This is a genomic window from Marinomonas phycocola (assembly GCF_047525455.1).
Lineage (GTDB): Bacteria > Pseudomonadota > Gammaproteobacteria > Pseudomonadales > Marinomonadaceae > Marinomonas.
In genome coordinates this window covers 113839-138854 of record NZ_JBLIXL010000004.1, presented here as the reverse complement: position 1 = coordinate 138854, position 25016 = coordinate 113839, and the positions used below count along the sequence as shown (strand labels likewise).

At 41.4% G+C, this 25016-nt stretch carries 28 protein-coding genes; 22 read left to right on the top strand and 6 right to left on the bottom strand.

Translation table 11 applies throughout. From position 1 onward, the window contains the following. Positions 1-196: 196 nt before the first annotated feature. The 4 genes from ACMUMJ_RS04870 to znuB are packed head-to-tail and all read left to right on the top strand — an operon-like array spanning position 197 to position 3258. The gene (locus tag ACMUMJ_RS04870; protein WP_414677667.1) at positions 197-1123 is read left to right on the top strand and encodes a nickel/cobalt transporter; all 927 of its coding nucleotides are present in this window, start codon (positions 197-199) and stop codon (positions 1121-1123) included. Then, a complete protein-coding gene (locus ACMUMJ_RS04865; RefSeq protein ID WP_414677666.1) occupies positions 1123-1638 on the top strand; it encodes a Fur family transcriptional regulator in 516 nt (171 codons plus the stop codon). Before ACMUMJ_RS04870 ends, ACMUMJ_RS04865 begins: the two co-directional genes overlap by 1 nt. After that, positions 1635-2408 (top strand): zinc ABC transporter ATP-binding protein ZnuC, encoded by a 774-nt coding sequence (gene znuC / locus ACMUMJ_RS04860; protein ID WP_414677665.1) that lies wholly within the window; start codon positions 1635-1637, stop codon positions 2406-2408. Before ACMUMJ_RS04865 ends, znuC begins: the two co-directional genes overlap by 4 nt. Positions 2409-2466: 58 nt before the next feature. Beyond that, on the top strand, positions 2467-3258 hold the full coding sequence (znuB, locus tag ACMUMJ_RS04855) for a zinc ABC transporter permease subunit ZnuB (protein ID WP_414677664.1): 792 nt from the start codon (positions 2467-2469) through the stop codon (positions 3256-3258). An 84-nt stretch (positions 3259-3342) separates the two neighbouring features. On the opposite strand, the gene ACMUMJ_RS04850 is transcribed toward znuB, so the two are convergent. After that, the gene (locus tag ACMUMJ_RS04850; RefSeq protein ID WP_414677663.1) at positions 3343-3885 is read right to left on the bottom strand and encodes a gamma carbonic anhydrase family protein; all 543 of its coding nucleotides are present in this window, start codon (positions 3883-3885) and stop codon (positions 3343-3345) included. A gap of 110 nt (positions 3886-3995) precedes the next feature. Here ACMUMJ_RS04850 and prlC point away from each other — a divergent pair, with 110 nt between their 5' ends. Together prlC and ACMUMJ_RS04840 are read left to right on the top strand one after the other, a co-directional pair. After that, positions 3996-6029: an oligopeptidase A gene (prlC, locus tag ACMUMJ_RS04845; RefSeq protein ID WP_414677662.1), complete on the top strand. Its 2034-nt coding sequence runs from the start codon at positions 3996-3998 to the stop codon at positions 6027-6029. Between the two features lie 112 nt (positions 6030-6141). Further along, positions 6142-6399, top strand: a complete 258-nt coding sequence (locus ACMUMJ_RS04840; protein ID WP_414677661.1) for a YheV family putative zinc ribbon protein — start codon at positions 6142-6144, stop codon at positions 6397-6399. A gap of 113 nt (positions 6400-6512) precedes the next feature. Here ACMUMJ_RS04840 and ACMUMJ_RS04835 read toward each other — a convergent pair whose 3' ends face one another. After that, positions 6513-7580, bottom strand: coding sequence for a hypothetical protein (locus ACMUMJ_RS04835; RefSeq protein ID WP_414677660.1), 1068 nt, complete (start codon positions 7578-7580; stop codon positions 6513-6515). A 289-nt stretch (positions 7581-7869) separates the two neighbouring features. On the opposite strand from ACMUMJ_RS04835, the gene ACMUMJ_RS04830 reads away from it, so the two are divergent. The 3 genes from ACMUMJ_RS04830 to ACMUMJ_RS04820 all read left to right on the top strand — a co-directional run bounded on the left by ACMUMJ_RS04830 (position 7870) and on the right by ACMUMJ_RS04820 (position 10138). Then, the gene (locus ACMUMJ_RS04830) at positions 7870-8142 is read left to right on the top strand and encodes a hypothetical protein (protein ID WP_414677659.1); all 273 of its coding nucleotides are present in this window, start codon (positions 7870-7872) and stop codon (positions 8140-8142) included. Positions 8143-8294: 152 nt separating this feature from the next. Further along, positions 8295-8840 carry a TRAP transporter small permease gene (locus tag ACMUMJ_RS04825; RefSeq protein ID WP_414677658.1) on the top strand — a complete coding sequence of 182 codons (546 nt, stop codon included), beginning with the start codon at positions 8295-8297 and terminating at the stop codon, positions 8838-8840. A gap of 14 nt (positions 8841-8854) precedes the next feature. Next, a complete protein-coding gene (locus ACMUMJ_RS04820) occupies positions 8855-10138 on the top strand; it encodes a TRAP transporter large permease (RefSeq protein ID WP_414677657.1) in 1284 nt (427 codons plus the stop codon). Positions 10139-10270: 132 nt separating this feature from the next. Here ACMUMJ_RS04820 and ACMUMJ_RS04815 read toward each other — a convergent pair whose 3' ends face one another. Beyond that, positions 10271-11005, bottom strand: a complete 735-nt coding sequence (locus ACMUMJ_RS04815) for a GntR family transcriptional regulator (protein ID WP_414677656.1) — start codon at positions 11003-11005, stop codon at positions 10271-10273. A 415-nt stretch (positions 11006-11420) separates the two neighbouring features. On the opposite strand from ACMUMJ_RS04815, the gene ACMUMJ_RS04810 reads away from it, so the two are divergent. Further along, positions 11421-12494, top strand: a complete 1074-nt coding sequence (locus ACMUMJ_RS04810; RefSeq protein WP_414677655.1) for a TRAP transporter substrate-binding protein — start codon at positions 11421-11423, stop codon at positions 12492-12494. 90 nt (positions 12495-12584) lie between these two features. On the opposite strand, the gene ACMUMJ_RS04805 is transcribed toward ACMUMJ_RS04810, so the two are convergent. After that, positions 12585-13481, bottom strand: a complete 897-nt coding sequence (locus ACMUMJ_RS04805) for a LysR family transcriptional regulator (protein ID WP_414677654.1) — start codon at positions 13479-13481, stop codon at positions 12585-12587. 125 nt (positions 13482-13606) lie between these two features. Here ACMUMJ_RS04805 and ACMUMJ_RS04800 point away from each other — a divergent pair, with 125 nt between their 5' ends. Beyond that, on the top strand, positions 13607-14818 hold the full coding sequence (locus ACMUMJ_RS04800) for a Gfo/Idh/MocA family protein (RefSeq protein ID WP_414677653.1): 1212 nt from the start codon (positions 13607-13609) through the stop codon (positions 14816-14818). 66 nt (positions 14819-14884) lie between these two features. On the opposite strand, the gene ACMUMJ_RS04795 is transcribed toward ACMUMJ_RS04800, so the two are convergent. Together ACMUMJ_RS04795 and ACMUMJ_RS04790 are read right to left on the bottom strand one after the other, a co-directional pair. Continuing rightward, positions 14885-15724 (bottom strand): 2OG-Fe(II) oxygenase family protein, encoded by an 840-nt coding sequence (locus ACMUMJ_RS04795; protein ID WP_414677652.1) that lies wholly within the window; start codon positions 15722-15724, stop codon positions 14885-14887. Between the two features lie 98 nt (positions 15725-15822). Next, positions 15823-15978: a hypothetical protein gene (locus tag ACMUMJ_RS04790; RefSeq protein WP_414677651.1), complete on the bottom strand. Its 156-nt coding sequence runs from the start codon at positions 15976-15978 to the stop codon at positions 15823-15825. Positions 15979-16365: 387 nt separating this feature from the next. On the opposite strand from ACMUMJ_RS04790, the gene ACMUMJ_RS04785 reads away from it, so the two are divergent. The 11 genes from ACMUMJ_RS04785 to ACMUMJ_RS04735 all read left to right on the top strand — a co-directional run bounded on the left by ACMUMJ_RS04785 (position 16366) and on the right by ACMUMJ_RS04735 (position 24984). Beyond that, positions 16366-16932: a YqgE/AlgH family protein gene (locus tag ACMUMJ_RS04785; RefSeq protein ID WP_414677650.1), complete on the top strand. Its 567-nt coding sequence runs from the start codon at positions 16366-16368 to the stop codon at positions 16930-16932. Further along, on the top strand, positions 16932-17396 hold the full coding sequence (gene ruvX / locus ACMUMJ_RS04780; RefSeq protein ID WP_414677649.1) for a Holliday junction resolvase RuvX: 465 nt from the start codon (positions 16932-16934) through the stop codon (positions 17394-17396). Before ACMUMJ_RS04785 ends, ruvX begins: the two co-directional genes overlap by 1 nt. Positions 17397-17473: 77 nt before the next feature. Further along, complete coding sequence (gene pyrR, locus ACMUMJ_RS04775; RefSeq protein ID WP_414677648.1) at positions 17474-17974, top strand: bifunctional pyr operon transcriptional regulator/uracil phosphoribosyltransferase PyrR; 501 nt, start codon at positions 17474-17476, stop codon at positions 17972-17974. Between the two features lie 225 nt (positions 17975-18199). Beyond that, on the top strand, positions 18200-19225 hold the full coding sequence (locus tag ACMUMJ_RS04770) for an aspartate carbamoyltransferase catalytic subunit (RefSeq protein ID WP_414677647.1): 1026 nt from the start codon (positions 18200-18202) through the stop codon (positions 19223-19225). A gap of 1 nt (position 19226) precedes the next feature. Then, complete coding sequence (locus tag ACMUMJ_RS04765; RefSeq protein WP_414677646.1) at positions 19227-20495, top strand: dihydroorotase; 1269 nt, start codon at positions 19227-19229, stop codon at positions 20493-20495. Between the two features lie 145 nt (positions 20496-20640). Beyond that, positions 20641-21765 (top strand): GGDEF domain-containing protein, encoded by a 1125-nt coding sequence (locus ACMUMJ_RS04760; RefSeq protein WP_414677645.1) that lies wholly within the window; start codon positions 20641-20643, stop codon positions 21763-21765. 104 nt (positions 21766-21869) lie between these two features. Continuing rightward, the gene (locus ACMUMJ_RS04755; RefSeq protein WP_414677644.1) at positions 21870-22550 is read left to right on the top strand and encodes a YggS family pyridoxal phosphate-dependent enzyme; all 681 of its coding nucleotides are present in this window, start codon (positions 21870-21872) and stop codon (positions 22548-22550) included. Positions 22551-22576: 26 nt separating this feature from the next. Next, entirely contained in the window at positions 22577-23425 is an 849-nt protein-coding gene (gene proC / locus ACMUMJ_RS04750) for a pyrroline-5-carboxylate reductase (protein WP_414677643.1), read from the top strand. A 12-nt stretch (positions 23426-23437) separates the two neighbouring features. Further along, entirely contained in the window at positions 23438-23980 is a 543-nt protein-coding gene (locus tag ACMUMJ_RS04745; protein WP_414677642.1) for a YggT family protein, read from the top strand. Positions 23981-24199: 219 nt separating this feature from the next. Then, positions 24200-24691, top strand: coding sequence for a pantetheine-phosphate adenylyltransferase (gene coaD, locus ACMUMJ_RS04740; RefSeq protein ID WP_414677641.1), 492 nt, complete (start codon positions 24200-24202; stop codon positions 24689-24691). A 41-nt stretch (positions 24692-24732) separates the two neighbouring features. Then, positions 24733-24984 (top strand): YfhL family 4Fe-4S dicluster ferredoxin, encoded by a 252-nt coding sequence (locus ACMUMJ_RS04735; protein WP_414677640.1) that lies wholly within the window; start codon positions 24733-24735, stop codon positions 24982-24984. Positions 24985-25016: the final 32 nt, after the last annotated feature.

Sequence of the window (25016 nt, the reverse complement as noted above, 5' to 3'; positions counted from 1 at the left end):
AAATAGCCAATAAATCGATTATCGCAGCAGCGATTATTGCGTTGGTGCTATTGTTTTTTGGTGGTAGCTAATGGCTGCCCAAATTTTTATGGGTGGTGTAATGGGTTTCTTTGCTCCAACCTTATAAGAAATGTTGAGTCTGAAATTGTTATAATATAACATTCTCATTGTTAATCCTTAATAATGAGAATGTTTAATGAAGCCCCTCTTAACAGCAGGTTTGCTAGGTTCACTTCTATTGGTTGGGTTCATCTCAACGGATTTTGTTTGGTATCAGTCTTTTATTCAATGGATGATGTCTCAACAATTGGATTTTCATCGTAGTTTGGTTACCTCAATGCGCTTGCTCAGCGAAAATAACAGCGTTGAGCTTTTATGGGGCGGCGTCAGTGTTAGCTTTCTATATGGCGTATTTCATGCTGTTGGCCCTGGGCATGGTAAAGCAGTGATTGCGTCTTATATGCTGGCAAGCCATGCAACGATTAAACAAGGTATTCGTTTAACCGCGCTAAGTTCTCTCGCTCAGGGCCTGACAGCCATTGCTTGTGTGCTTGTACTTGGATATGTATTTGAATTAGCGGGTAAAGCAATGCAAGTCAGCCGCTTCTTTGAAATGGGCAGTTTCGCTCTCATTGGGTTGATTGGGTTATGGATGCTGCTTCGAGTATTGCGAAACAAACCTGCCTGCTGTGATCATCACGACCATCACGACCATCACGACCATCACGACCATCACGACCATCACGACCATCACGACCATCACGACCATCACGACCATCACCCGGATAAAGTGAGCCAAGTGTCGTGGTGGGCCATGATCGGTTCTATAGGCATTCGCCCTTGTTCAGGTGCGGTATTAGTGTTGCTGTTTTCTTTAGGGGCCGATATTTTTCATTGGGGAGTGGTAGCAACATTGTCTATGTCTTTGGGAACAGCGATCACTGTGAGTGTATTGGCTGTATTCAGTGTGTGGTTTCGACAGTCTGTTTATGCTCACAATCATTCTTCTATGTGGCAAGAACGTTTGATGAAGTCTTTTGGGATTTTAGCGTCTGTTTTGTTGATTACCATCAGCTCGTCCATGCTAGTTGAGTATTTTACTTATTCAGGAAGGATGCTGTAATGAATGTACCTCATAACCACGATTCTTGTATTGAATCGGCATTGGCGACGGCTGAGAAATTGTGCCGAGCGAAAAATCAAAAGCTGACCAAAGTAAGGCGTCGCGCCCTAGAGTTGATTTGGCAGAGCCACCGCCCTTTAGGCGCCTATCAATTGCTGGCAAAGTTAGCTGAAGAAGGGTTTAACTCTGCTCCTCCGACAGTATATCGTGCGTTGGATTTCTTAATGTCCACAGGGCTAATTCATAAAGTGGAATCCATGAACGCGTATTTAGGATGTGTTCACGCAGATAAAGTGCATAAAGGCTACTTTCTTATTTGCGACCAATGTCATAACGTCATGGAATTTGATTACCAAGATATCCACAACTCGTTAATCGAAAAAGCGCAGGCTCAAGGCTTTAGTTTACGTTCGGAAACCATTGAACTAATAGGTCTGTGCGAAGGTTGCCAGATCAACAGTGCAGAATCAGTGAAACCCTCGTCTGATGCTATTCCAAAAGAGAGTAAGCCATGACCCCGTTAGTTACCTTTGACAAAATTGGTATTGAATTTGATGGTCGAGTGCTCTTAAACCAAATCAATATGATCATTCACAAAGGAGAAATAGTTACCTTAATAGGCCCCAATGGAAGTGGTAAAAGTACCTTGATTCGTACTCTATTAGGGCTGCAATTGCCTACTTCAGGGTCGGTGGAGCATCACGAAAAAACGCGCGTGGGCTATATGCCCCAAAAACTGCATATTGACCCAACTTTGCCGTTGGATGTCTCTGATTTTCTTGCTTTGGTGCGTAATGTTGATAAAAAAGACATACCGAAAGTATTGGCTAAGGTCGGGATAGAGAAATTGGCGAATAAGCAGGTACATGTGTTATCTGGAGGGGAAATACAGCGTGTGTTGTTGGCTAGAGCACTATTAAACCGACCTACGTTGCTGGTATTGGATGAGCCTGTTCAAGGTGTGGATGTAAATGGGCAAGTGGAGCTTTACAGCTTGATTGCCACCATACGGGATGAGCTGCAATGTGGCGTATTAATGGTATCCCATGATTTACATCTTGTGATGGCAAAAACCGATACAGTGGTGTGCATTAATCAGCATGTTTGTTGTTCGGGTACACCACAACATGTGACTGGACACCCAGCTTATCAGGCCTTATTTGGTATACCGGGAGCAGAAGAATCGATCGCTATTTACGCCCATCATCATGACCATGTACATGACGATCATGGTGATGTAGTGAATGCAAAAACGCATATGCATGATAAAACCTGTAGCCACTAAACTCAGTATACCGAATCAAAGCATCATTGTTTAACGTTAGTAATCAAGGTCATGGAACATGTTAGATTTATTATTTAGGGCGTTACTTGGCGGGTTAGGTGTCGCTGCTGTGGCTGGGCCGTTAGGAGCGTTTGTTGTATGGCGTAGGATGGCCTATTTTGGTGACACCTTAGCGCATTCTGCCTTGTTAGGTGTGGCTCTTGGGTTGTTATTTGATATTAATTTGAACCTTGCAGTGATTGTATTGTGTGTTGGGCTTGCGTTGGTGCTGGTCACGCTTCAAAAGAAGCACTTTATTGCGACGGACACTCTGCTCGGTATTTTAGCTCATTCCTCATTGTCTCTGGGGCTGGTAGCGGTCAGCTTTCTTGATGACATTCGCATTGACTTAATGGCTTATTTATTTGGAGATTTATTGGCGATTAGTTCAGCAGATCTGTACTGGATTTATGCGGGTGGTGCGCTTGTGTTACTGCTTTTAATCGTTTTCTGGAAACCTTTGTTGGCAATGACGGTTAACGAAGAGTTAGCGAAAGTAGAGGGTTATCCAGTGGAAGCGATTCGTTTGCTTCTTATGTTGCTGGTGGCGTTGGTGATTGCGGTAGCGATGAAAATTGTGGGTGTGCTATTGATTACGTCATTGATGATCATCCCGGCAGCGACGGCAAGGCGGCTTGCTAATTCCCCCGTGCAGATGGCAACCATGGCCAGTATTATTGGTTGTGTGTCCGTGTGTGGTGGACTTTGGGTATCGTATCAATGGGATACGCCAGCGGGACCAAGTGTTGTTGTGTGTGCGGCCTTATTGTTCTTATTTATCTACAGTTTGCCAAAATTGAATCGCGTTTAATCTTGCTGTTCATTAAATGGAAGAGCACGCCCTAATCTTCTAAGAAGAGGAGATTAGAGCGAATCGTATAAAAGCTAAACGTCATTATAGCGCTTGTTGTTCGGCAAGGTATTCATCTTTTAGTTTGACGTAATTCAGACCTGCATATTGGAAATAATCGAGTTCGGATTGTTTTAGGGGCCTAACCGCTTTTGCAGGTGAACCCATGTATAAAAATCCAGATTCTAATCGTTTACCAGGTGGAACCAGTGACCCCGCACCAATGACGACTTGGTTTTCAACGATGGCTCCGTCTAATATGGTAGTGCCCATACCAATCAATACTTGGTTGTGTATGGTGCAGCCATGTAGCATTGCCATGTGCCCGACCGTCACATCATCGCCAATAATTAATGGGTAGCCATCTGGGTTGTAATCACTTGCATGGGTGATGTGCAAGCAGGTGTTATCTTGAATGCTAGTGCGTTTGCCGATGCGAATTTTGTGCATATCGCCTCGAATGGAAACCAAAGGCCAAACAGAGCTGTCTTCACCAATCGTGATGTCGCCGATTAAAACTGCGGATTCATCGACCCAAACTCGCTCTCCGAGTACAGGGGTATGACCGCGAAACGATCTTATTGTCATAGTAGGTCTCCATAAATACCCGTTAAGGGTGTTGAAAAGAGAGTCAACCTTACCCATTAATACTATATACAGGCAATGCCCTATTTTATTTTTTTGAAGGATACCATGTTATGCCAACGTCAGTATGGGATGCGACGTCCCTCCCACAATTTTCTGCGATCGATGTAAATAGCATTGAAGAAGACTTAACCGTCATACTTGAAAAAAACCGTAAAACGATGGCGGCGTGTGTTGCGCAAGACGCACCGCTGACATGGGAAAACTTTGTTTTGCCGTTAGATCAAATCAACGATGAATTAGGTGCCTTTTGGTCTCCCATTAGTCACTTAAACTCCGTCAAAAACAACCCTGAACTACGAGATGCGTATAATGCTTGCCTTCCAAAACTGACTCAGTATTACACGGAAATTGGTCAAAACCATGGCCTATATCAAGGCTACAAAACCTTATTAAACAAAGCGGAGAGTGAAGGCTATACACAGGCTCAAACAGAAGCGCTTGTGCAAGAAGTGCGTGGTTTTGAATTATCTGGTGTTGCTCTAGAAGGGACAGCGAAAGAGCGTTACGGTGAAATTAGCCAACGTTTGTCTGAATTGAGCAGCGCTTTTGGTGAGCATGTACTTGATTCGACTCAAGCGTGGAGTAAACTGGTCACTGACGAGTCGGAGCTATCGGGTTTGCCTGAATCCGCGTTGGCGCAAGCGAAGCAAATGGCGCAAGCCAAAGAACAAGAGGGTTGGTTATTCACCCTAGATTTCCCTTCTTATATGCCTGTCTTAAATTATGCAGACAATCAAGCTCTGCGAGAAGAGCTGTACACCGCCTTTGCTACACGTGCATCCGATAATGCACCGACAGGAACAGAATACGATAATGCTCCCTTGATTGATGAAATTCTAGCGCTACGTCATGAAATGGCACAGTTACTTGGTTTCAGCGATTACGCGGCCCTGTCTGTAGCAACCAAAATGGCTGATAATGGCGATCAAGTTATTGAGTTTTTGAATGATTTGGCTGTGAAAGGCAAGCCAGCGGCAGAACAAGATTTAAAACAAATTCAAGAATTTGCACAGGCTGAATTTGGAGTGGGAACATTAAACGCTTGGGATATTGGTTACTATGCTGAAAAGCTACGCGAACACAAATTCTCAATTTCTCAGGAATCATTGCGCCCCTACTTTCCAATTAATAAAGCATTATCTGGGTTATTTCATGTTGCTCAGACGCTATTTGGTATCGATATTCGAGAAGAAACCGAGTTTGATTCATATCATAAAGATTTACAGCTCTTTACCATTAGTAAAGATGGCTCCGACGTATCTCGCTTTTATCTAGACCCTTATGCCCGTGAAGCAAAACGCGGCGGTGCGTGGATGGATGAATGCCGTGTTCGTCGTAGATTACAGAATGGTCAATTGCAACTGCCAGTTGCGTATTTAGTGTGTAACTTTACCCCGCCAATTGGCGATAAACCTGCTTTATTAACACACGATGAGGTCACAACTTTATTCCATGAATTTGGCCATGGTTTGCACCATATGCTAACTCAAGTCGAGGTCGCTGCGGTATCAGGTATTAACGGTGTCGCTTGGGATGCGGTGGAATTACCAAGCCAATTTATGGAGAATTGGTGCTATGAACCAGAAGCGCTGGCCTATATTGCAGGCCATTATGAAACGAAGGCGTCGTTACCACAGGATTTATTGGACAAAATGCTGGCAGCGAAGAATTTTCAAGCTGGAATGCAACTGATGCGTCAGTTAGAATTTTCCTTGTTCGACTTCCGTTTGCATAAAGAATACTCTGCGGGCATCTCTGTACAAGACTTGATTAACGAAGTCCGTCAGGATGTCTCTGTATTTACGCCACCTTCATTTAATCGCTTCCAAAACAGCTTCTCACATATTTTTGCAGGAGGTTATGCTGCGGGTTATTACAGCTATAAATGGGCGGAAGTATTGTCAGCGGATGCGTTTTCACGCTTTGAAGAAGAGGGTATTTTTAATCAAGAAACGGGCGCCTTGTTCCGTGATACCGTTCTGGCGAACGGTGGTTCTCGACCTGCGGCAGAATTGTTTGCTGCGTTTCGTGGACGCGCCCCGTCTACTGATGCATTATTACGCCACAGTGGCATTGCGGCTTAATGTAGATACAGGCATGCCATATCGAGTGCTGAAACGCCACGCAGACAGAGTTATTATTTATAATGGCTTTGTCTGAAAACGAATGTTTGGATACACAAAAAGAGGTCTGTCCATGATAAAGCGCTTTATTGCCGGTGCAATTTGTCCACGCTGTAGTGGCATGGATAAGATTCGTGCTTGGCGTAATGACGACGAAGAGAAACAGTTCCGTGAATGCATTGAATGTGGCTACACAGACGAGCAGTCTACGGTGATTCAAGAGCAACCAGTAGAAGTAGCAACACGTGTGAACCAGCCTCATGTCGCGGCTCCTGATACGGAAGAGAGTGTGATTCAATTTATTCCAAATCCTGGAATGACTAAGCACTGATGTGGATGTTCTTCTTGTCGCAGTAAACTGAATCATCAAAGATGTAAGAAAAAATGCATACGAGTGAATAGCCCGTATGCATTTTTTAGTTAAAGTGCGTGATTTAGCGTGTGTTACAGGTCGTTATTAATCGTAACGCCTTCGGGTAATACACCTTCAAGTAACGGATAATCAGAAAAATTCTGTGAAAGCCGTTGTTTTTGTTTTTCTAAACGAATGATAGGAGCGCGTGTCGCATCAACGGAGCAGTTATGCTCACTGATGAGTTTCTTCCCTTGTTCGTCTAATTGGCTATCATTAATTAAACGGGTATTGATAGAGAAATCACCTATCGCTTGGATACAGTTACGGCGGCTAAAGCGAGGGAAATTGTTGAAGGTGAAATTCTCTTCTACATACTGGTTACTCAGTTCAATCAATGAATCCATGAGTTTGTAAAATAACTCGTTGGTTGTCTCTTGTTTGAGTATCAAAGTGCATTCAACACCATGCAGCTCTGCAAAGTCCGCGGTTTGATGATCCGCCGCACAAGTGAATACAAAGTCGATTAATGTCTGCCCATTGCGTCTTTTGGTGACATCAAGGCATTCAATTTTTGTTTGATCGAAGCGTAATAGATTGAACATCGACTGCACATAGGCAATTGAAAAAGGTTCAAGCGCAATGTCCTGAGCTTCGAATAAATCGTAAGACTGAGCCATTAACGGTAGATCATGATGGCTATTGAAGGGGGTACTGACTTTACCAGACTCAACCGACTTGAGAGTGACTAACTCACGTATCTCATGCTCACGTGCTTTTTGAATAGCAAGAAAGGCGGTTTGGATGACTTCAGAGGTAGGAAGATTTAATTCTACACGCCACTTGCGTCCGTAAACAATCTTACTGGCGCGGTCTAACAGCTTCTTTTGATAGTTCTCACGACCAATAATCCCTATTTGAAGAAATAAACCTTGATCATCCTCGGCACAAAAAATGGGGTAATGTTTTGAGAACTGAATTTTACTTAAAATGGACTCAACACTCTCCAATGTATGGTTATAGCCATAAAAGTGTTGAGGCACACAGGTTTGCCCATTGGGTAAACTGACTGTTGGGGCAGAAATGAGGCAATATTCCCCCAATGCTTCATGAGCGGAAATGTCCCTTTTCGTAAGTAAATTTAAAGCACTTTTTTTCATATTGGCATTACACTCACATGAATAAAATAAACGTCAGGTTATCTATGACAGAGTTTTTTTACAATAGTTTTACTCAGTACGAAAAAAAGCACAAAGTGGATCACAAAAGTCTGTGTGGCTCTTTGAAAAGACATATTTTTGTGGCGATAGGCATATCGACAGTATAACAACTTGTATTTATCTTATGTCTTATATAAGATTTAAAAACCTTGCTGTACATCAATGAAAAAACACGTTACCTATGGTGCGGTGAGAAAAACAATAACAACACTTTAGGATAACGCGCATCATGTCAGGCTACGTTAATGGCACATGGCATCCCCATTGGCTTATGGGCCGTGATGGCTTAATGGTCACTCATGGTCAAAGTCCACTCTATCGATCCGGTCGGATCTGTCTTGCTGTCTTCTTTACTGTTCTGTATCAAAAAACAATGATTATTTGGGTGTGTGAATGCGTCAAAAAGTATGCACTTGCGATGATACCTCAGCATGCTTTATTGAGATTAGAGTCTAATAACTCGGATTTTTCTTTGATGTATATCATAATAGACGGAATTTGAATGAGTTCGTGTACGCGTGTTAAGCGGTTTTGTTTTGTTTTTTTAAAGGTAAACTTAGCCTACGCTAAGTCAATGTTGGGTTTATATCAAAATGATAGGTAAACTGATTACCGTTCGTCATCATTGATATATGAATAAATGAGGATTTGTGAATGCCTTGGATGATAAAAATAATATCAGGGTTAAGTGCATTTAATAAAGCCATTATTTGGCTGTTTAAATATTTAGCTTTGTCTGCGGTTGCCATAATGACATTTGTGATTTTATTACAGGTGTTTTTTCGTTATGTGCTCAATAACTCTTTTCCATGGTCGGAAGAGTTGGCCCGATACTTAATGGTGTGGATGACATTTTTAACTTTGCCTGTGGTTTCTCGAATGAGCCAACATGCGGCTTTAGAAATTATTTTAGGCAGTTTACCAAGACGCTTAAATACGTTGTTACAGTTGATCATATATGGGTTAATCGGAATCGTGCTTTTCATTGCGTTTGATAAGAGTTATGACTTTGCTATCAAAGGTAACCGTATCTTAGCAACCGCATTACCGGTAACAAAAGCGTGGTCTTACACCGCCATGCCTATTGGGTTTGGTGCGATGATGCTGATTTATCTTGAACTGTTTCTCGTTAATTTAGTTGACTTATTTTCTCCAGAAAATGCATCCGAGTCTTTAGTGGAATCATCAGCGAATAAATAATAAGGATCACCACCATGGGTATTTCATTTTTTTGGATTCTTTTATCCGTTATGTTTTTAGGTATGCCAGTTGCGTTTGCGTTATTGTTCGCACCTGGATTGAGTTTGTTTCTAGAAGGTAAAGAGGCTTTTTATTTACTGTTAACTCAACGTTTGTACAATGGTATTGATAGCTTTCCTTTGATGGCCATCCCGTTTTTCATGTTAGCTGGGGAAGTAATGAATCGAAGTGGAATTACACTTTCACTGGTTCAAGTCAGCCAAGCGTTTATTGGTCACTTTAGAGGTGGTCTTGCACAAATTAATATTCTTTCTTCTATGTTATTTGCTGGTTTGAGTGGCTCAGCGGTCGCGGATTGTTCTGCATTGGGTAAAATGTTGATTCCTGCAATGGAAAAAAACGGTTACTCCCGTCGATTTGCGGCAGCGGTAACGGCCGCATCTTCCATTATCGGCCCAATCATCCCTCCTAGTGGTATTATGATTTTGTACGCATTTGTTATGAATGTGTCGGTAGGTGGTTTGTTTGCCGCAGGCATATTGCCAGGTATCTTAGTTGGCTCCAGTTTAATGGTGATGACATGGTTTTTATCTAAAAAGCGTGGTTACGCAGTCGCTGCAGAGAGAGCAACTTACAGCGAAAAGGGAAGAGCGGTTAAGAAAGCCTTTTGGCCTTTGATGACTCCAGTTATTTTATTAGGCGGCATTCTTTCTGGTGTCTTTACACCAACGGAAGCCGCAGCGGTTGCCGCAGCTTATGCATTGGTGATCAGTTTTATGACAAAGACAATGACCTTTCAGTCATTACCAGATTTGTTTTATGAAACAGCGAAATCGTCAGCAGTAATCTTGTTTTTAGTGGGCAGTGCTGTGGCATTTTCTGCTGTGATCAGTTTGTCTGGCGCGCCGCAAAAAGTGGCTGAGTTTATGGTGTCATTAACATCGGATCCATTGATGTTGCTACTGTTAATCAATGTTTTGCTGCTTATTGTTGGGATGTTCTTGGATGCAGGTCCTGCGATTCTAATTCTTGGTCCAATTCTTGGCCCTATCGTGACTCAGTTCGGTATTGATCCACTGCATTTTGCGATCGTAATGTGTGTTAACTTAACCGTTGGTTTGGCTACGCCACCTATGGGATTGGTGCTCTTTGTCGCCGCCAGTGTGAGTGGAGAAAAAGTAGAGCGTATTAGTCGAGAGATGCTGCCGTATTTAGCAATGCATTTGTTGGTTATCGTGCTGATTACTTATATTCCTGCTATTACGATGACTTTGCCTCGTATGCTTGGATTTGCATAGTCTTTTGATTTATAAAGCTATTGGCTGGCTAAAACGAAAAAGGGAAGTGTTGATACACTTCCCTTTTTTATGGGCAACATTTGAGTAACGATAAGTTTGAATAACTCTTGAATCCAAGGCTATATCAGTCTGTTAAGTGATTTTAACTTCGTAGTGCATATTGGCGCTGTGTGCTCGGCTGATGCTGTACTCAACTCGCCTACCATCCAAAGCTGTTGCAATCCGAGCTACTTCAAGTAAAGGTTGGTTTTCTTCGACTTCTAGTAATTCAGCGTCGATAGCGTTGCTTAGGACGGCTTTAATGGAGTCTACGGCATTACGAATGGAAATATTAAAGGTGTTTTGATAAAAGTTGTAGAGCGCGTGTGGCAAGGTACTTTCTAAGTGCAAGTCACCGAAATAATGATACGGTAAATAAATAAGCTCTCTAATACAGGGCTCATCATTAATGATTCGGACTCGGTGAAGTTGAATAACACGAGTGTCTTTCTTTAACTCTAATGCATTAGCAATGGTAGGCGTGGCGTCAAGTAATTGTATGTCGATTAGGTTGGCGGTTGGAAGCTCACTGCCTTCGCCGCAGTCGTGCTTGAAACGGAAAAAGTGGAAAAGCATTTCTTGTAAGGTGTGGTTTGATACAAAGGTTCCTACACCTTGACGTCGAAAGACAATATTTTCTTCTGTTAATGTATTCAATGCTTTTCGAACGGTGCCTTGACTGACCTCTAGCATATCGGCTAACTGGAATTCGCTGGGCAAGACTTCTCCAGGCTTCCAGATGCCGCCAACAATACGCTCAATAATGAGCTCTTTTACCTGCTCGTAAAGCGGTTTAAATTGTGGAGACAGTCGATTTTTTTGAGTCATACCAAGCCTTTTAAAAAAGAGAAACGATCTGCGATTTAGAATACCGAAAATGCAGTCATAATTCTGCAATTTTATTTACGCTACGATAATGAGGCCTTTACCATTCAAACTTTGCCTTATTAATACGATGTGATACAAGGTTTGATATGGGGGTACACGCATTGAGAATCCATTCGTTTTTTAAGATCATTTTTCCGATAACCAGGTGTAAGTGTAAAAAACTGAAAAAAAATGTGACTCTTTGGTTGTGTTTCAGGTCTTATGTAAGATATAAAATAGCATGTGATCATCATACGATTTAGCTAATCCGTATGACTCTATGAATAGAGAAGATGATTCAACGCCTATATTCAGACTTTCTGATGTTTGAATAAAGCTAGATTAGCTTTAAAAATAATAACGGAGCTTCATAATAATGAAAAAAAATAATCTCTTGAAAACCACGCTAACGACGTTGGCACCGACTCTGTTGGCTGCTGGTATTGCGGCTGCTTCTCTACCTGCAATGGCAGCTGACTTCAATATTAATGTTGTTCATTTATCTAACACCAACGATGAAGATTACGATGGCGCGTTGGTTCTAAAGGATTATGTTGAAGCTCAATCGAATGGTCGTATTGCAGTGACTATCTATTCTGGTGGCCAATTATGCGGTAACGGTACTGAGTGTATCGAAGCGTTGCAAGCGAACTTAATTCAAGTATTTAATACGACCACAGGCGGCCTTTCTAGCGTATTCCCAGAAATTCAAGCGCTTGACATTCCTTATATGTTCCCAAGTGACCGTATTGCGGAATGTGCATTAGACAGCGAAATGCTTGCAGGTTCTATCCGTAAGGAATTATTAGAACGTACAGGTTCTATGCGTCTAATGACAATTGGCAATACAGGTGGTTGGCGTAATTTTGCAACAACGGATCGTCAAATTAAAACGCCAGCAGATGTAAAAGGCGCAAAAATCCGTACGATTAACTCCCCGATTCAAATGGAACTTGTACGCTCTATGGGTGGCAGCCCAACAGCAGTACCATGGCCAGAAGTATACACATCTCTAGCAACAGGTTTGGTTGCAGGTACGAAGAACGGTATTACTGACATCATGGGTATGAAGTTTAATGAGCATATTAAATACATGACATTAGACGGCCATGCTTACATGGGTTCTATGTGGTGGATGAACAACGATGCGTTCAGTGAAATGCCAGATGATTTACAACAAATTATGTCTGATGGGTTTGACTCTCTAAGAATGGTAACAACGGTATTACCTAAGCGTCGTCAGATCGAAGCATATAATGCCTTTAAAGAAGGTGGTGGTAGCATCTATGCACCAACCGCAGACGAGAAGAAAATGTTCCAAGAAGCGGCACTACCAGTACGTGATTGGTTCAAAAATGAGTATGGCGCTAAATGGATGGACATTACTCAAAATGCAGTAGATGCGTGTGAAACGTCTCTAAATGAAAAATACACAGCTGCAAAATACTAAGTAATCTTGCTATGTAGTGTATCTGCTGCATATAAAATGACTGCCAACGCCCACTTACTTTATGAGTAAGTGGGCGTTTTTAATGGTGGCCTATTGAAGTTCTTTTACATGCTTTAACATGTGTTCCATGAAACGTGTCATTAATGCCGTTTCTCTTTCTGCCTTCCATACCATATGAATTTCAAGGTCTGGCAGCTTCCCTGAAATGGGGCGGTAAATTAATCCCTCTCGTTGATCGTATTTTGTGGACTCAGGAACAATAGCGATGCCTACTCCAGCGGCGACTAACGTTCGTGATGTCTGTGTCACCTTTGCAATTTGCACTATGTTGGGCTGCACATCGGCATCATGCAAGTGATTCATTATCTGATCGTATAATGAAGGATGAGAGGAGCGGGCAAACATAACAAAGGACTCCCCTTTCAAATCCGTTAAAGAAACCACGTCTTTATTTGCAAGAGGATGATGTTCATGTAGGGCGAGAAGGTTGTCTTGATGTTCATAATGGCAATTTTTGAAGCGAGATACATCCACACTTGGGTTGAGAAAGACAAAAGCCAAATCAATTTTGTCTAATGTTAGTGCCTGCAGTGCATCCACTGTTGTCATACTCTCTAGATTTAATGTGGCTTTAGAGAATTTTTTCTTAAAGTCTCCAATGCCTTTTGAAAAGTGCGGTGTTCCTGTTGCCCAAATGAATCCAACAGAGAGGTTGCCGTCTTCGCCTTTAGAGATGGCTTTTACTTGTTGTTGAGTATTCTCCCACATTTGTAACAAACTTTTTGCTTGTGGTAGTAGCGCTTCTCCAGCGGCGGTTAATGTAACTCTTTGACTGGTTCGTTCAAAGAGAGTGGCTTCTAATTCATCTTCTAAGCTTTTGATTTGCTGGGATAAAGGTGGTTGAGAGATGTGCAGCCTTTGTGCTGCGCGGCCAAAATGCAATTCTTCAGCCACGGTGACAAAGTAATAGAGTTTTCTAAATCGCATGTTTACAACTTCAATATGTTTTCTGTATTAAGCTATGTTGAAAGATATATTAGACTTAATGAAAGAGTTTTTCTATTGTTAGCGCATTAATATGACCCCCTATACTAGTCTAATCAGGAAACATCATGAGCAGAGAAAAAATTAACGGCCAATTATTCAGTTATTCAGGCCCTGCCTTTCATTATTTAAATGAAGAAGAGCGTCACTTTTTTGCGAAAGAGCCAGCTGAATTTCGTGTGAGCTTAATTGGATGTGGCATGATTGGTATGGAACACATGCGTGTTGCTACTTTAGTGGGGCGTACAGCAATACACGGTGTATTTGATACAAACGAACGCAGTGTTAAGGTGGCAAAAGAGGAATTTGCCAAAGTCACCGATGATGACTTTATGGTTTACGACAGCCTAGAAGCGGCATGTAATGACCCTACTATTGATGGGATTATGATCTGTACTCCGAACTACACGCATTTAGATATTTTAAAAGTTGCTATAAAATCAGGTAAGCCTATTTTTATGGAAAAACCGATGGCGACTAAGCTTGAAGACGCGTATGAAATTACGAAGATGGCTCAAGACTACGACTCTGTCTTGCAAATTGGTTTGCAGTACCGCTATAAGTCTATTTATTCTGAAGCGATTCATGAAGTATTAGAACGTCGCGCGGTTGGCGATGTGAAGATGATTAATATCATGGAGCACCGTATTCCGTTTTTGGATAAAGTGCAGCAATGGAATAAATTTTCTAAATACTCTGGTGGAACATTAGTTGAAAAATGCTGCCATTATTTTGATTTACTGAATTTATTTGCTGGATCGCGTCCGGTAAGGGTTCATGCGACAGGTTCACAATCGACTAACTTCATTGATTTTGAATTTAAAGGTGAAACGTCCGATATTCTAGACAGTGCATTTGTTACAGTGGAATATGAAAATGGCATTCGTGCAGGGTTTAATCTATGTATGTTTGCGCCGATGTTTCACGAAGAGATTGTTATTTGTGGCGATGAAGGTCGTGTTAAAGCGGCTGAAATGGAAGATTTTGGTGAAAGTGCCCGTTTGAGAACGGAAATGGAAGTATTTTGCGGTCAGTATCGACCGTCTAAAACCTCTCAACCTAGCTACCCTAAATTAATTGAAGATTCTGGACACAATGGCGCAACTTGGTTTGAACATGTTGCTTTTGCTGATCAAATGGCAGGTAAGCAAACCAACAGCGCAACGGTCGAAGAAGGTTTTTGGTCGATCGTGGTTGGCAGTGCCGCAGAAGCGTCAGTGAATACTGGCAAGACAATTGAAATAAATGACTTCTTAAAAGAACATGGCATCGATTTATAAATCACATCAATGCAAATCTAAAAAAGGGCCTAATGGCCCTTTTTTAGACTCTGAACGTGTTGTTGGCTAGATAACGCCAAGCTCAACCAAACGCTCATGTAAGTATGTACCAGCCGTGTGGCGTTCTGAAAGCACCACTTCTGGCTTCGGGTGTAAAAATAGCGGTAAAGAAATTCGAGATTTTGTTTTATCCGCACCATCAGGGTTGATTACACGATGGGATGTGGACGGGAAATACCCCCCTGATGCTTCTTGTAGCATGTCTCCAATGTTGACAATTAAGGTGCCAAAATCACATGGCACGTCCATCCAACTGCCGTCTTTTGCTTTGACTTGTAACCCTGGCTCATTGGCTGAAGGTAGAATGGTTAATAGGTTAATGTCTTCGTGAGCACCTGCTCGTATTGCGCCAAGTTCTTCATCACCGTTTAGAGGAGGATAGTGCAATACTCTTAATAAGGTTTGGTCTGAATGATCAATCATGCTAGACAATGGTTGAGAGTACAGAGATGCCACGTTTTCTGGAGTACATTGTTCAACCCAAGAAAGCAATTCGGACGCCAGCTTATTGGATTCTTGATAATATTGAGCGAGTAAGGCTTTGTGTTGTGTTGGACATTGGCCCCAAGGATAGTAGTGGTAATATTCTTTAATGTCTCGTTTTGTACTGCCTTTTGCCGTCTCAGAGACACTTGGTGGGAAGTAGCCATCTTGAGTATCTTTATTGTATTGGAAACGATGTTTTTCTGTAGAGTCGAAAAATGTTTGCCAATCTGTGTAGATATTGTTCACAAGGTTTTTTGAAATAGGGTGATTTTTTAGAACGCCGAACCCTGTTTCATGTAGGGAACGAATAAAATCTTCTTTAGCGGTTGCAGATGTGTAGTCAACGGCAGTCAATATCATAATAATTACGCTTTTAAAAATGGTGGATAGGATTGCCAAATACTTATGTGATGCATCACACAAGTTTGCATTGGTAACGCAGAGATAATTTTTAAAAACTAAGAGGACCAACCGTGATGGAAGAAATAGCGAAGATCAACGGTTTCTGCAATGTAATGTCGTTGCCACTGAGACAAGCATAAGCGACCAATAAGATTGGCAGCTTGAAATGCTTGTTGCATTTCATATTGGATTAATTGCAGTGACGCGACCATTTTACTTCCAATTATGAAAAAAGAATGTTGAGTTGATAGTATGATCTCAAAATGGAGACGATAGCTTAAATGCAAATTGTATCGCTTGAAATCATTGTTTTAAAGCCACTAATTGAGTAATTTTGATTTTTACTAGTTAAATAGTAAACCTTATCTATACTGATAGCTCTGGTGGGTATTTATAGACATTATAGAGATTTTAATGCCAGTGTGATCCACTGTTTTCCTATCTCTTTCTGTCTGATCCAAGCTCTCACCACATTACCATCATATTTATTATGAGTATAAAGATTTTCAGCACAGCTCATCTATTTTGCGATTAAAGCTTCTATCTTTTTGGCCCAGTACGACGCGGCTTATTGTTTTTTTAAAAGAGGGTACTAGTCTATGAAAACTGCATTCGGGTCTCTAAAAAACCATTTCCTTATCTCAATGCCTCAATTGAGTGATCCAGCCTTTCAACAAACGATAGTGTATTTGTGTGAGCATACCCCTGAAGGGGCGTTTGGACTGATCATTAATCGACCTTCTGATATTGTCTTTACGGACTTGGCAACACATTTAGGTATTAATGTTTTAGATCGTCGTATGGCGGATGTGCCTATTTTTCTAGGTGGCCCTGTCGAGTCAGAACGAGGGTTTATTTTGCATTCTAGAGAAAAGTCATTCATTAATGAGCTTCCCATTACAGAAGAAATTTCGTTGTCTGCGTCTTTTGCTGTTATTGAAGAAATCGCGAGAGGCGAAGCCCCGGAATCCTTTTTGATTTCATTGGGGTGCTCTGGCTGGGATGCGGGTCAACTGGAAGATGAAATTAGTCAGAATCAATGGCTAGTATGTGAGGCGGATTTAGACGTATTATTTAATACTTCGAGCGATCTACAATTCTCAGCAGCAACTAAGGTGTTAGGGTTTGATATGAGTCGCTTATCACCTGATGTAGGACATTGTTAATGGTTGATTCAGAAACCACGGATACATCGGCTTCGGTTGTTTCTAAAACACTCTTAGGCTTTGATTTCGGGACGACTCGGATTGGTGTTGCGGTAGGGCAAACATTCCTCGGAAGCGCAACACCTTTAGACCCTATTAAGGCTCGTGAAGGCATTCCAAATTGGGAAGTGATTGAAGCGCTTGTAAATGAATGGCAACCCGATGGGTTTGTTGTTGGGCTGCCGTTGAACATGGATGGAAGTGAAAATGAAATGTGCCAACGAGCCAAAAAATTTGCCAATCGTTTACAAGGCCGATTCGGTAAGCCACGTTATCTAATGGATGAGCGTTTGTCCTCGTATGAAGCCAAGGGCAGAGTGATAGAGACGGGTGGGTCGCGTAATTTTAAAGAGAATTCAGTCGATGGCATCGCTGCTCAAATGATTTTAACCTCTTGGTTCGAAAGCCTGGAAAGCACGAATTGAATGAATAGTTGATGCTAAGTAGCAACATAAAAACGAATCTGCATTTTATCTGACTAAAACGAGAGGTAAACCAGTAAATGAATTTGGATATTGATTCCACTTTGCAAAAGATGGCGAATGAGTTGGCTGAATATTGCCAAAAAAAAGCAATTATTGATCCTGTTGTTGTTGGTATTCACAGTGGCGGTGTTTGGGTTGCTGAAAGGATATTGGCGAACTTACAAACGAAAGAATCTTTGGCAACATTAGACATTACATTTTATCGTGATGATTTTTCGCGTATGGGACTGCATCCGAAGGTTAAACAAACTGTATTGCCATCAACGGAAGGTAGGCATGTTATTTTGGTGGATGATGTGCTTATGTCTGGTCGTACCATTCGTGCGGCAATGAACGAAGTTTTTGATTTTGGTCGTCCTGCAAGTATTACCTTGGCTATCTTGTACGATCTAGATCAAGCCGAATTACCAATTAAAGCGGATGTCACTGGTGAAACGGTACATTTAAAAGAAAAACAACGTCTTAAGTTATCAGGGCCTTTGCCTTTAACTGTGAGCCTGTTGGGTGGCAATTTGTAAACTTCAATCTTGACTAAAAAGTCAAAAAATAAAAGCATTTCAAAGAGTTACTTTATTTTTTCTATGACAAGTACGACAATGGAGCATGGAATACCATAAAGTGATTGAGGTTAGAGCTTCTATTGCTATTAAGAGGTGTCTAGAGCCGTATTGAGGCTCTAGACAGTTTCCTATCTTACATAAACAAGGCGCGGATCACGTCTTACTGTTTGAGGAAAATAAACAATGATGCAATCCGAACCACGAGCATTGCAATTGAATGAAAATGGCCAATTGAAGCACTTTTTATCTTTGGAAGGCTTAGATAAGGCGATTCTTACTGAAATTCTCGACATGGCGGAATCTTTTTTAAGCATGGGGGAACAATCAGTAAAAAAAGTACCTCTTCTACGTGGTAAAACGGTTGTAAATCTCTTCTTTGAAAACTCTACGAGAACACGAACCACTTTCGAATTAGCGGCCAAGCGCCTTTCTGCGGATGTTATCAACCTTGATATTGCAACCTCAGCTACCTCCAAAGGCGAATCTTTACTGGACACCTTACAAAACTTAGAAGCCATGCAAAGCGATATGTTTGTGGTGCGTCATGGTGACAGCGGTGCGGCACATTTTATTGCACAACATTGCACGCCAAATGTTGCCATCATTAATGCGGGCGATGGCAGGCATGCACACCCAACTCAAGCAATGTTAGACATGCTGACAATTCGTCGTCATAAAGGGCATTTTGAGGGGTTAAAAGTTGCGATTGTGGGCGATATTCTGCATTCACGCGTAGCTCGTTCACAAATACATGCATTAACGACATTGGGTGTGGAAGAGATTCGTTTAGTCGGACCTAAGACTCTAGTACCTAATTATTTCAGTGAAACGGGTGCGATTGTTTGCCATGAATTGCAAGCAGGTCTTCAAGATGTGGATGTTATCGTGATGCTACGGTTGCAGAAAGAGAGAATGCAAGGTGCGCTACTGCCCAGTGAAAGCGAATTTTATCGACTGTATGGTCTCACTATGGAAAGCATGTCATGGGCGAAACCGAATGTGATTGTTATGCACCCTGGCCCGATCAACCGAGGAGTAGAAATTGCATCGGAAGTGGCTGATGGTGAGCATTCTGTCATTTTAAATCAGGTGACAAACGGTATTGCTGTAAGAATGGCAGTGATGTCTATGGCAATGAGTGGTCAATTACAGAGCCAAGAAAATGCCACCAACTTTGTTTCTGAGACCATGGTAGGAGAAGGGATCTAAGATGAAACTATGTATTAAGAATGGCCGAGTAATTGATCCTAGCCAAGATCTAGATGCGGTTATTGATGTATTTATCGAAGATGAAAGAATTGTGGCTCTTGGTGAATCCCCTCAAGGGTTTATTGCGGATGAAAGTGTCGATGCGAGAGGGCTGTGGGTTCTGCCAGGGTTAGTGGATTTAGGTGTTTCTTTGAGAGAACCTGGATATTCTCAAAAAGGGTCAATCGCATCAGAAACCCGTGCGGCGGCATCTGGTGGTGTGACGACAGTTGTTTGTTCTCCTGAAACCAAACCAATCGTAGACACTCCTGCTGTTGCTGCTTTAATTCAAGATAAAGCAGCGGAAGCAGGTCAAGCAAATGTTTTTCCTTTAGGGGCGCTGACACAGGGCTTAGAAGGTAAAGCGCTTAGTAACATGGTTGCTTTAACGGATGCGGGTTGTGTCGCTCTGTCGAACCAACGACATTCAATGGAAAGTACCAAGGTTTTGTCACGCTCATTAGACTATGCAGCAACGCATGACTTATTGGTGGTATTTCATTCGAATGATGAAAGTTTATCTGATGGTGGTTGTGCTCATGAAGGGGTCATGTCTATGACTCATGGGTTAGGCGGTATTCCAGATATAGCAGAAACCGTCGCGTTAGCAAGAGATCTAATTTTAGTAGAGCGTACTGGAGTTAAAGCGCACTTTGCTCGACTATCAAGCGCAAAATCGGTCGAAATGATTGCCAACGCACGTTTCTCTGGATTGGATGTGACAGCAGACATTGCATTACACAATTTATTGCTGACAGATCAAGTCTTGACTGAGTTTAATGGACACTATCATGTCTTGCCACCTTTACGTTCAGAGGATGATCGCCTAACATTGATAGAGGGTATTAAAAGTGGTGCGATTACGGCCATTTGCTCTGACCACCAACCTCATGAAAAGATGGCCAAAGTCGCACCGTTCTCAGCGACCGAACCTGGTATGGCAAATATCGAAGTTTTGCTTCCTTTAGCTATGAAACTGGTGGATGAAGGAGCACTTGATCTTAAAACACTGCTAACGTGTCTTACTATTGGGCCTGCTAGCTGTTTTGGTATTGATGCTGGTTCGTTAAGAACAGGCAGCTTTGCAGATTTTTGTTTGTTCGATAGTCGCTGCCGTTGGACCTGGGCTTTAGATGATAAAAAAACGAAAGGACACAACTCCCCCTACTTAGGCCATGAGATAATAGGCAAAGTGAAAGCAACGTATCTTTCCGGGAAAAAGGTATATTAATTTAACTAATGTGTTTTTTTCTGGTGCTTATGTGTCAATTGTATCTATTGGTAAGCGGTTTTTGTATCTGGGTTACGTTTGTTATCTTTACTTTTTGTCGCATAAAGCTAACTTAGCTTATGTATATAATGTGAATACATAAACCATGATAAAAAACAGTACATTGGAAAGATTACAAGACAGAATTTCAACTTTAGAGAATGAAGTTACGACTTTAAAAAGTCAAAAAAGGGATTTTGATGAAATTCAAAACAGTTGTAAACAAATTATGTTGCAGCTGACGCAGGGTGCTACCCAAATTAGCTTATTAAATGAAATGGTTAAGGTGTTTCAAAATAATGATTTGCCATTTCATTTATGTTTTGTCTCATGCGATCAAGAGGGAGGAAATTGGAGAATTAATACTGGAAGCTGTTTAGTCAATGAGTTGATAACACCTTCTGGAATGATGCTAAGTGTTCCTGCTCAGTTGTGCTATATGCAATTCCAGCCCAATGAGGGCATCCATGAAGTGGATTTATCAACACCGGAGTTGTGGGAAATCTGGCAACCTTGGGTTTGTCAAAGTGGTGTTGATCGTTGTTTAGTGAAATCCATATGTAATACAGAGGGTCTAGTTGTTGGGTTTGTACTGGTATTTACTAATGTTAGGTATTTAAAGTCAGCCAGCCACACGTTAAACTTCATGATCGACTCTATTAGTAATTTGGTTTACCTGTCGTTTGTTCGTGATAAAACAGAAGAGGCGTTACTGAATTCAACATATGAAGACGAACTTACAGGTCTGATGCAACCTAAGCGTTTTTGTTCTAGTTTCTCTATGATGATGAAAGATGCCCGACGTCAATTCCTGCGAATTGCCTTGATCTCTGTTCATATACACAATGGTAAAGTAAATTGGAAAAATGCGGATATTGATGATACTGACATTATTGCGCTCGCGAAAATTATGCGCAGTAGTGTTCGTTCTAACGATCTTATTGGACGCTTTTCTCAAAACGAATTTTTAATGGGCGTCAAAATTCGCAATTTGGAAGATGCTGAAACGATTGCTTTAAAATTATTGAAAAAAATAGATTTGAATGAATTTCAATTATCTGAAACCACTCGAGTTGCATTAGGTGTTAGTTTCTACCCTGAACACTCTACGTACGATGCTTTATTTTCCGCTGCTACCAATGCCGCAAAAAATAATGGTACTGAAAATGGATTGAGAATTGAATATCATGGTCGTTTTTGCCATTCCAGCGCAGACTTATACGACTTTTAACTTTAGTGGTATCATATCTTCTTTAAACAAAGCCTAGGATTTTTCTAGGCTTTGTTTTATACAGAACTCACTCAATTTTATTGATTAATACGGAGTTACTCCAAATGGGTATTGCTGCCAATCTAGAGCAGGTTCGTAAACAAGTAAATGACTTGGTTTTACAAAATCAAAGAAAAAGCGGTGCTGTAAGTCTGCTGGCAGTAAGCAAAACCAAACCGCTAGATGACATTATCGTTGCGTATGAAGCTGGACAGCGTCTTTTTGGTGAAAATTACGTTCAAGAAGTTGTGGATAAACACCGTTCTTTATCTCATTTGAAAGATATTGAATGGCATTTTATTGGACCAATACAATCAAATAAATCTCGTTTAGTCGCTCAACATGTTGATTGGGTTCATACTGTAGATAGAGAAAAAATAGCAGTGAGACTGAGTGAGCAGCGACCAACAGAGTTTTCACCATTAAATGTGTGCATTCAGGTAAATATTAGCGGAGAATTAACTAAGTCGGGGATAAGTTTAGCGGATTTGCCTGCACTGGCTGATTTTGTCGCTAATTTGCCTCATTTAGAGTTGAGAGGGTTGATGGCGATTCCTGCACCACAAGAATCATTTCAGGAACAAATGAAGGTGTATGAACCTTTATTGTCGGCTTATAATGAGTTGCAAACACGTTTCTCCAACATAGATACCCTGTCTATTGGTATGTCGGGAGACATGGCCGCTGCAGTGGGTTCAGGCAGTACCATGGTGCGAATTGGAACGGCTATTTTTGGTTCACGTTAGTGACGATTTTAACACAGGAATACTTCATGCAAGCAAATCTAGATTCAGCCATTAAAATTGCATTTATTGGCATGGGAAATATGGCCAGTGCAATTATGCAAGGGCTCATTAATAGTGGTGTTCCCGCAACAAATATCATAGGAACGGCTCGGACCGAATCGAAGCTCGACCATTACTCTAGTGTATTTGGCATTCAAATGACGGCGGATAATAATGCTGCAGTACAAGTCGCAGATGTTGTTGTGTTGTGCGTTAAGCCTATTCAAATGCAAGATGTAATAAAGGGATTTTCAGGCAATATTCAGTCGCATCAATTATTTATTTCTGTTGCTGCAGGGGTTGAACTCCCTAGCTTACAAGCATGGTTAGGGGAGGTGGGCATTGTTCGAAGTATGCCAAATACACCCTCTCAATTAGGTGCCGGAATATCGGGTTTGATTGGCAATGAATGTGTTTCTGATCAGCAAAGACAGTGGGCTGATATTTTATTCTCTAGCGTAGGCTCTTCTCTTTGGGTAAAAGAAGAAGATCATATGCATACTGTTACTGCATTAGCAGGCAGTTCTCCCGCTTACTTTTTTCGTTTTATTGAGTCAATGATTCGTCATGGTGTGCAACAGGGTTTAAGTGCTGAAGAGAGTCGTATTCTTGCAACTCAATCTATGCTCGGAGCCGCTAAAATGGCGACGGAATTGACGGATGTGAGCGTTGAGCAAATGCGTATTGATATTACGTCTCCAAAAGGCGCAACAGAGCAGGCTTTGTTGTCATTTGAAGCAAACGATATAGAGAAAATGATGGACGAAGCGATGACGGCTTGTGCAGATCGATCTCGAGAGTTTGCGTCCCAATTTTCTGTTAAAGACAACGATTAAAGGAACGAGATAATGAGTTCGGATCCAGTTATTTTTCTATTGAAAACCCTAGCTAATTTTTACTTGTTTATTGTTTTGCTGCGTTTGGTTTTGCAACTGACAAAAGCAGATTTTTATAACCCAATTAGCCAAGGTGTAGTCAAAGCGACGAATCCATTGTTGTTACCAATACGAAGGATTATTCCTTCTATCGGACGTTTAGATACGGCATCTGTCATTCTTGCTTTAATTGTACAGCTGGCGACGATTGCACTAGTACTGGCTCTAAAAGGCTATCAGCTAAACGCTATGCAATACGCCGTGTTTACGCTTGCTGGGACGCTGTATCATTTGCTTGATTTGTATTTCTGGACCATGCTTATATCGGTAATTTTAAGCTGGGTTGCTCCTGGAGCAAGCCATCCTGGTGCGATGTTAGTTCATCAAGTGACAGAGCCTTTATACAGCCAGATGCGGAAAGTGATTCCTAATTTAGGTGGACTTGATCTGTCTCCTATCTTTATCTTTTTAGGAATCAGTGTCTTGAAGCAGTTTTTAGCGCCTTTTGTGGTTTAACAGATGGCTCATGTCTACAACGCTGATATGTTAAGTCATACCTTGTGCTCTGTGTGGATAAGAATACGACCTTGTTATTTATAAAACAGACAAGGTGTATGAGAGTTAATTGAGAAGATGGGCGCTATTCGTTATGATGCGTGCTCTTGTTAGGAATTAGAGTTAGAAGCAGAGAAACTGCTTTTGTAACCTCCTTTAATTACAGTTCGGATGAGAGCTATGAGTATAATCGCGGTTTATCCAGGTACATTTGATCCTATAACAAATGGACATACGGATTTAGTGGAACGTGCTGCTAAGTTGTTTAGTAAAGTGGTTGTTGCTGTTGCTACAAGCCCTAAAAAACGACCAGTATTGTCTCATGACATTCGAATTTCTTTGGCCCAACAGGTACTAAGCCATTTATCTAATGTCGAAGTAGTTGGTTTTAATAACTTATTGACTGAATTTACACGCTCTGTGAATGGTAAAGTGGTTGTTCGTGGCTTAAGAGCCGTATCTGATTTTGAATACGAGTTCCAACTGGCTAATATGAATCGTGTCATTGCACCCGATGTTGAAAGTTTGTTCTTAACGCCTTCAGAAAAACATTCTTACATTTCATCAACCTTAGTAAGAGAAATTGCGTCTTTAAATGGGGATTTTGGCCAATTTGTTAATCCTTCTGTTGAGCAGGTCTTACGCGAACACTATAAAATTAAACAGAACTGAAGTTTAGCCATCATTGAGATGAGGTTGGTAGGAGTCAATAAATGTCGTTAATTATTACAGATGAATGCATTAACTGTGATGTGTGCGAGCCAGAGTGTCCTAATGAAGCGATTTCTCAAGGTGAAGAAATATATGTAATTGAGCCATCAAAGTGTACTGAATGTGTGGGCCACTTTGATGAACCACAATGTCAACAAGTATGTCCTGTTGACTGTATTCCGTTAGATGTTAATCGTCCTGAGACAGAAGAGCAGCTAATGGAAAAGTACTTGGTATTAACGGGTCAGCTATAGCGCTGTAACATGCACTAAAGTAAGCAGCCTAA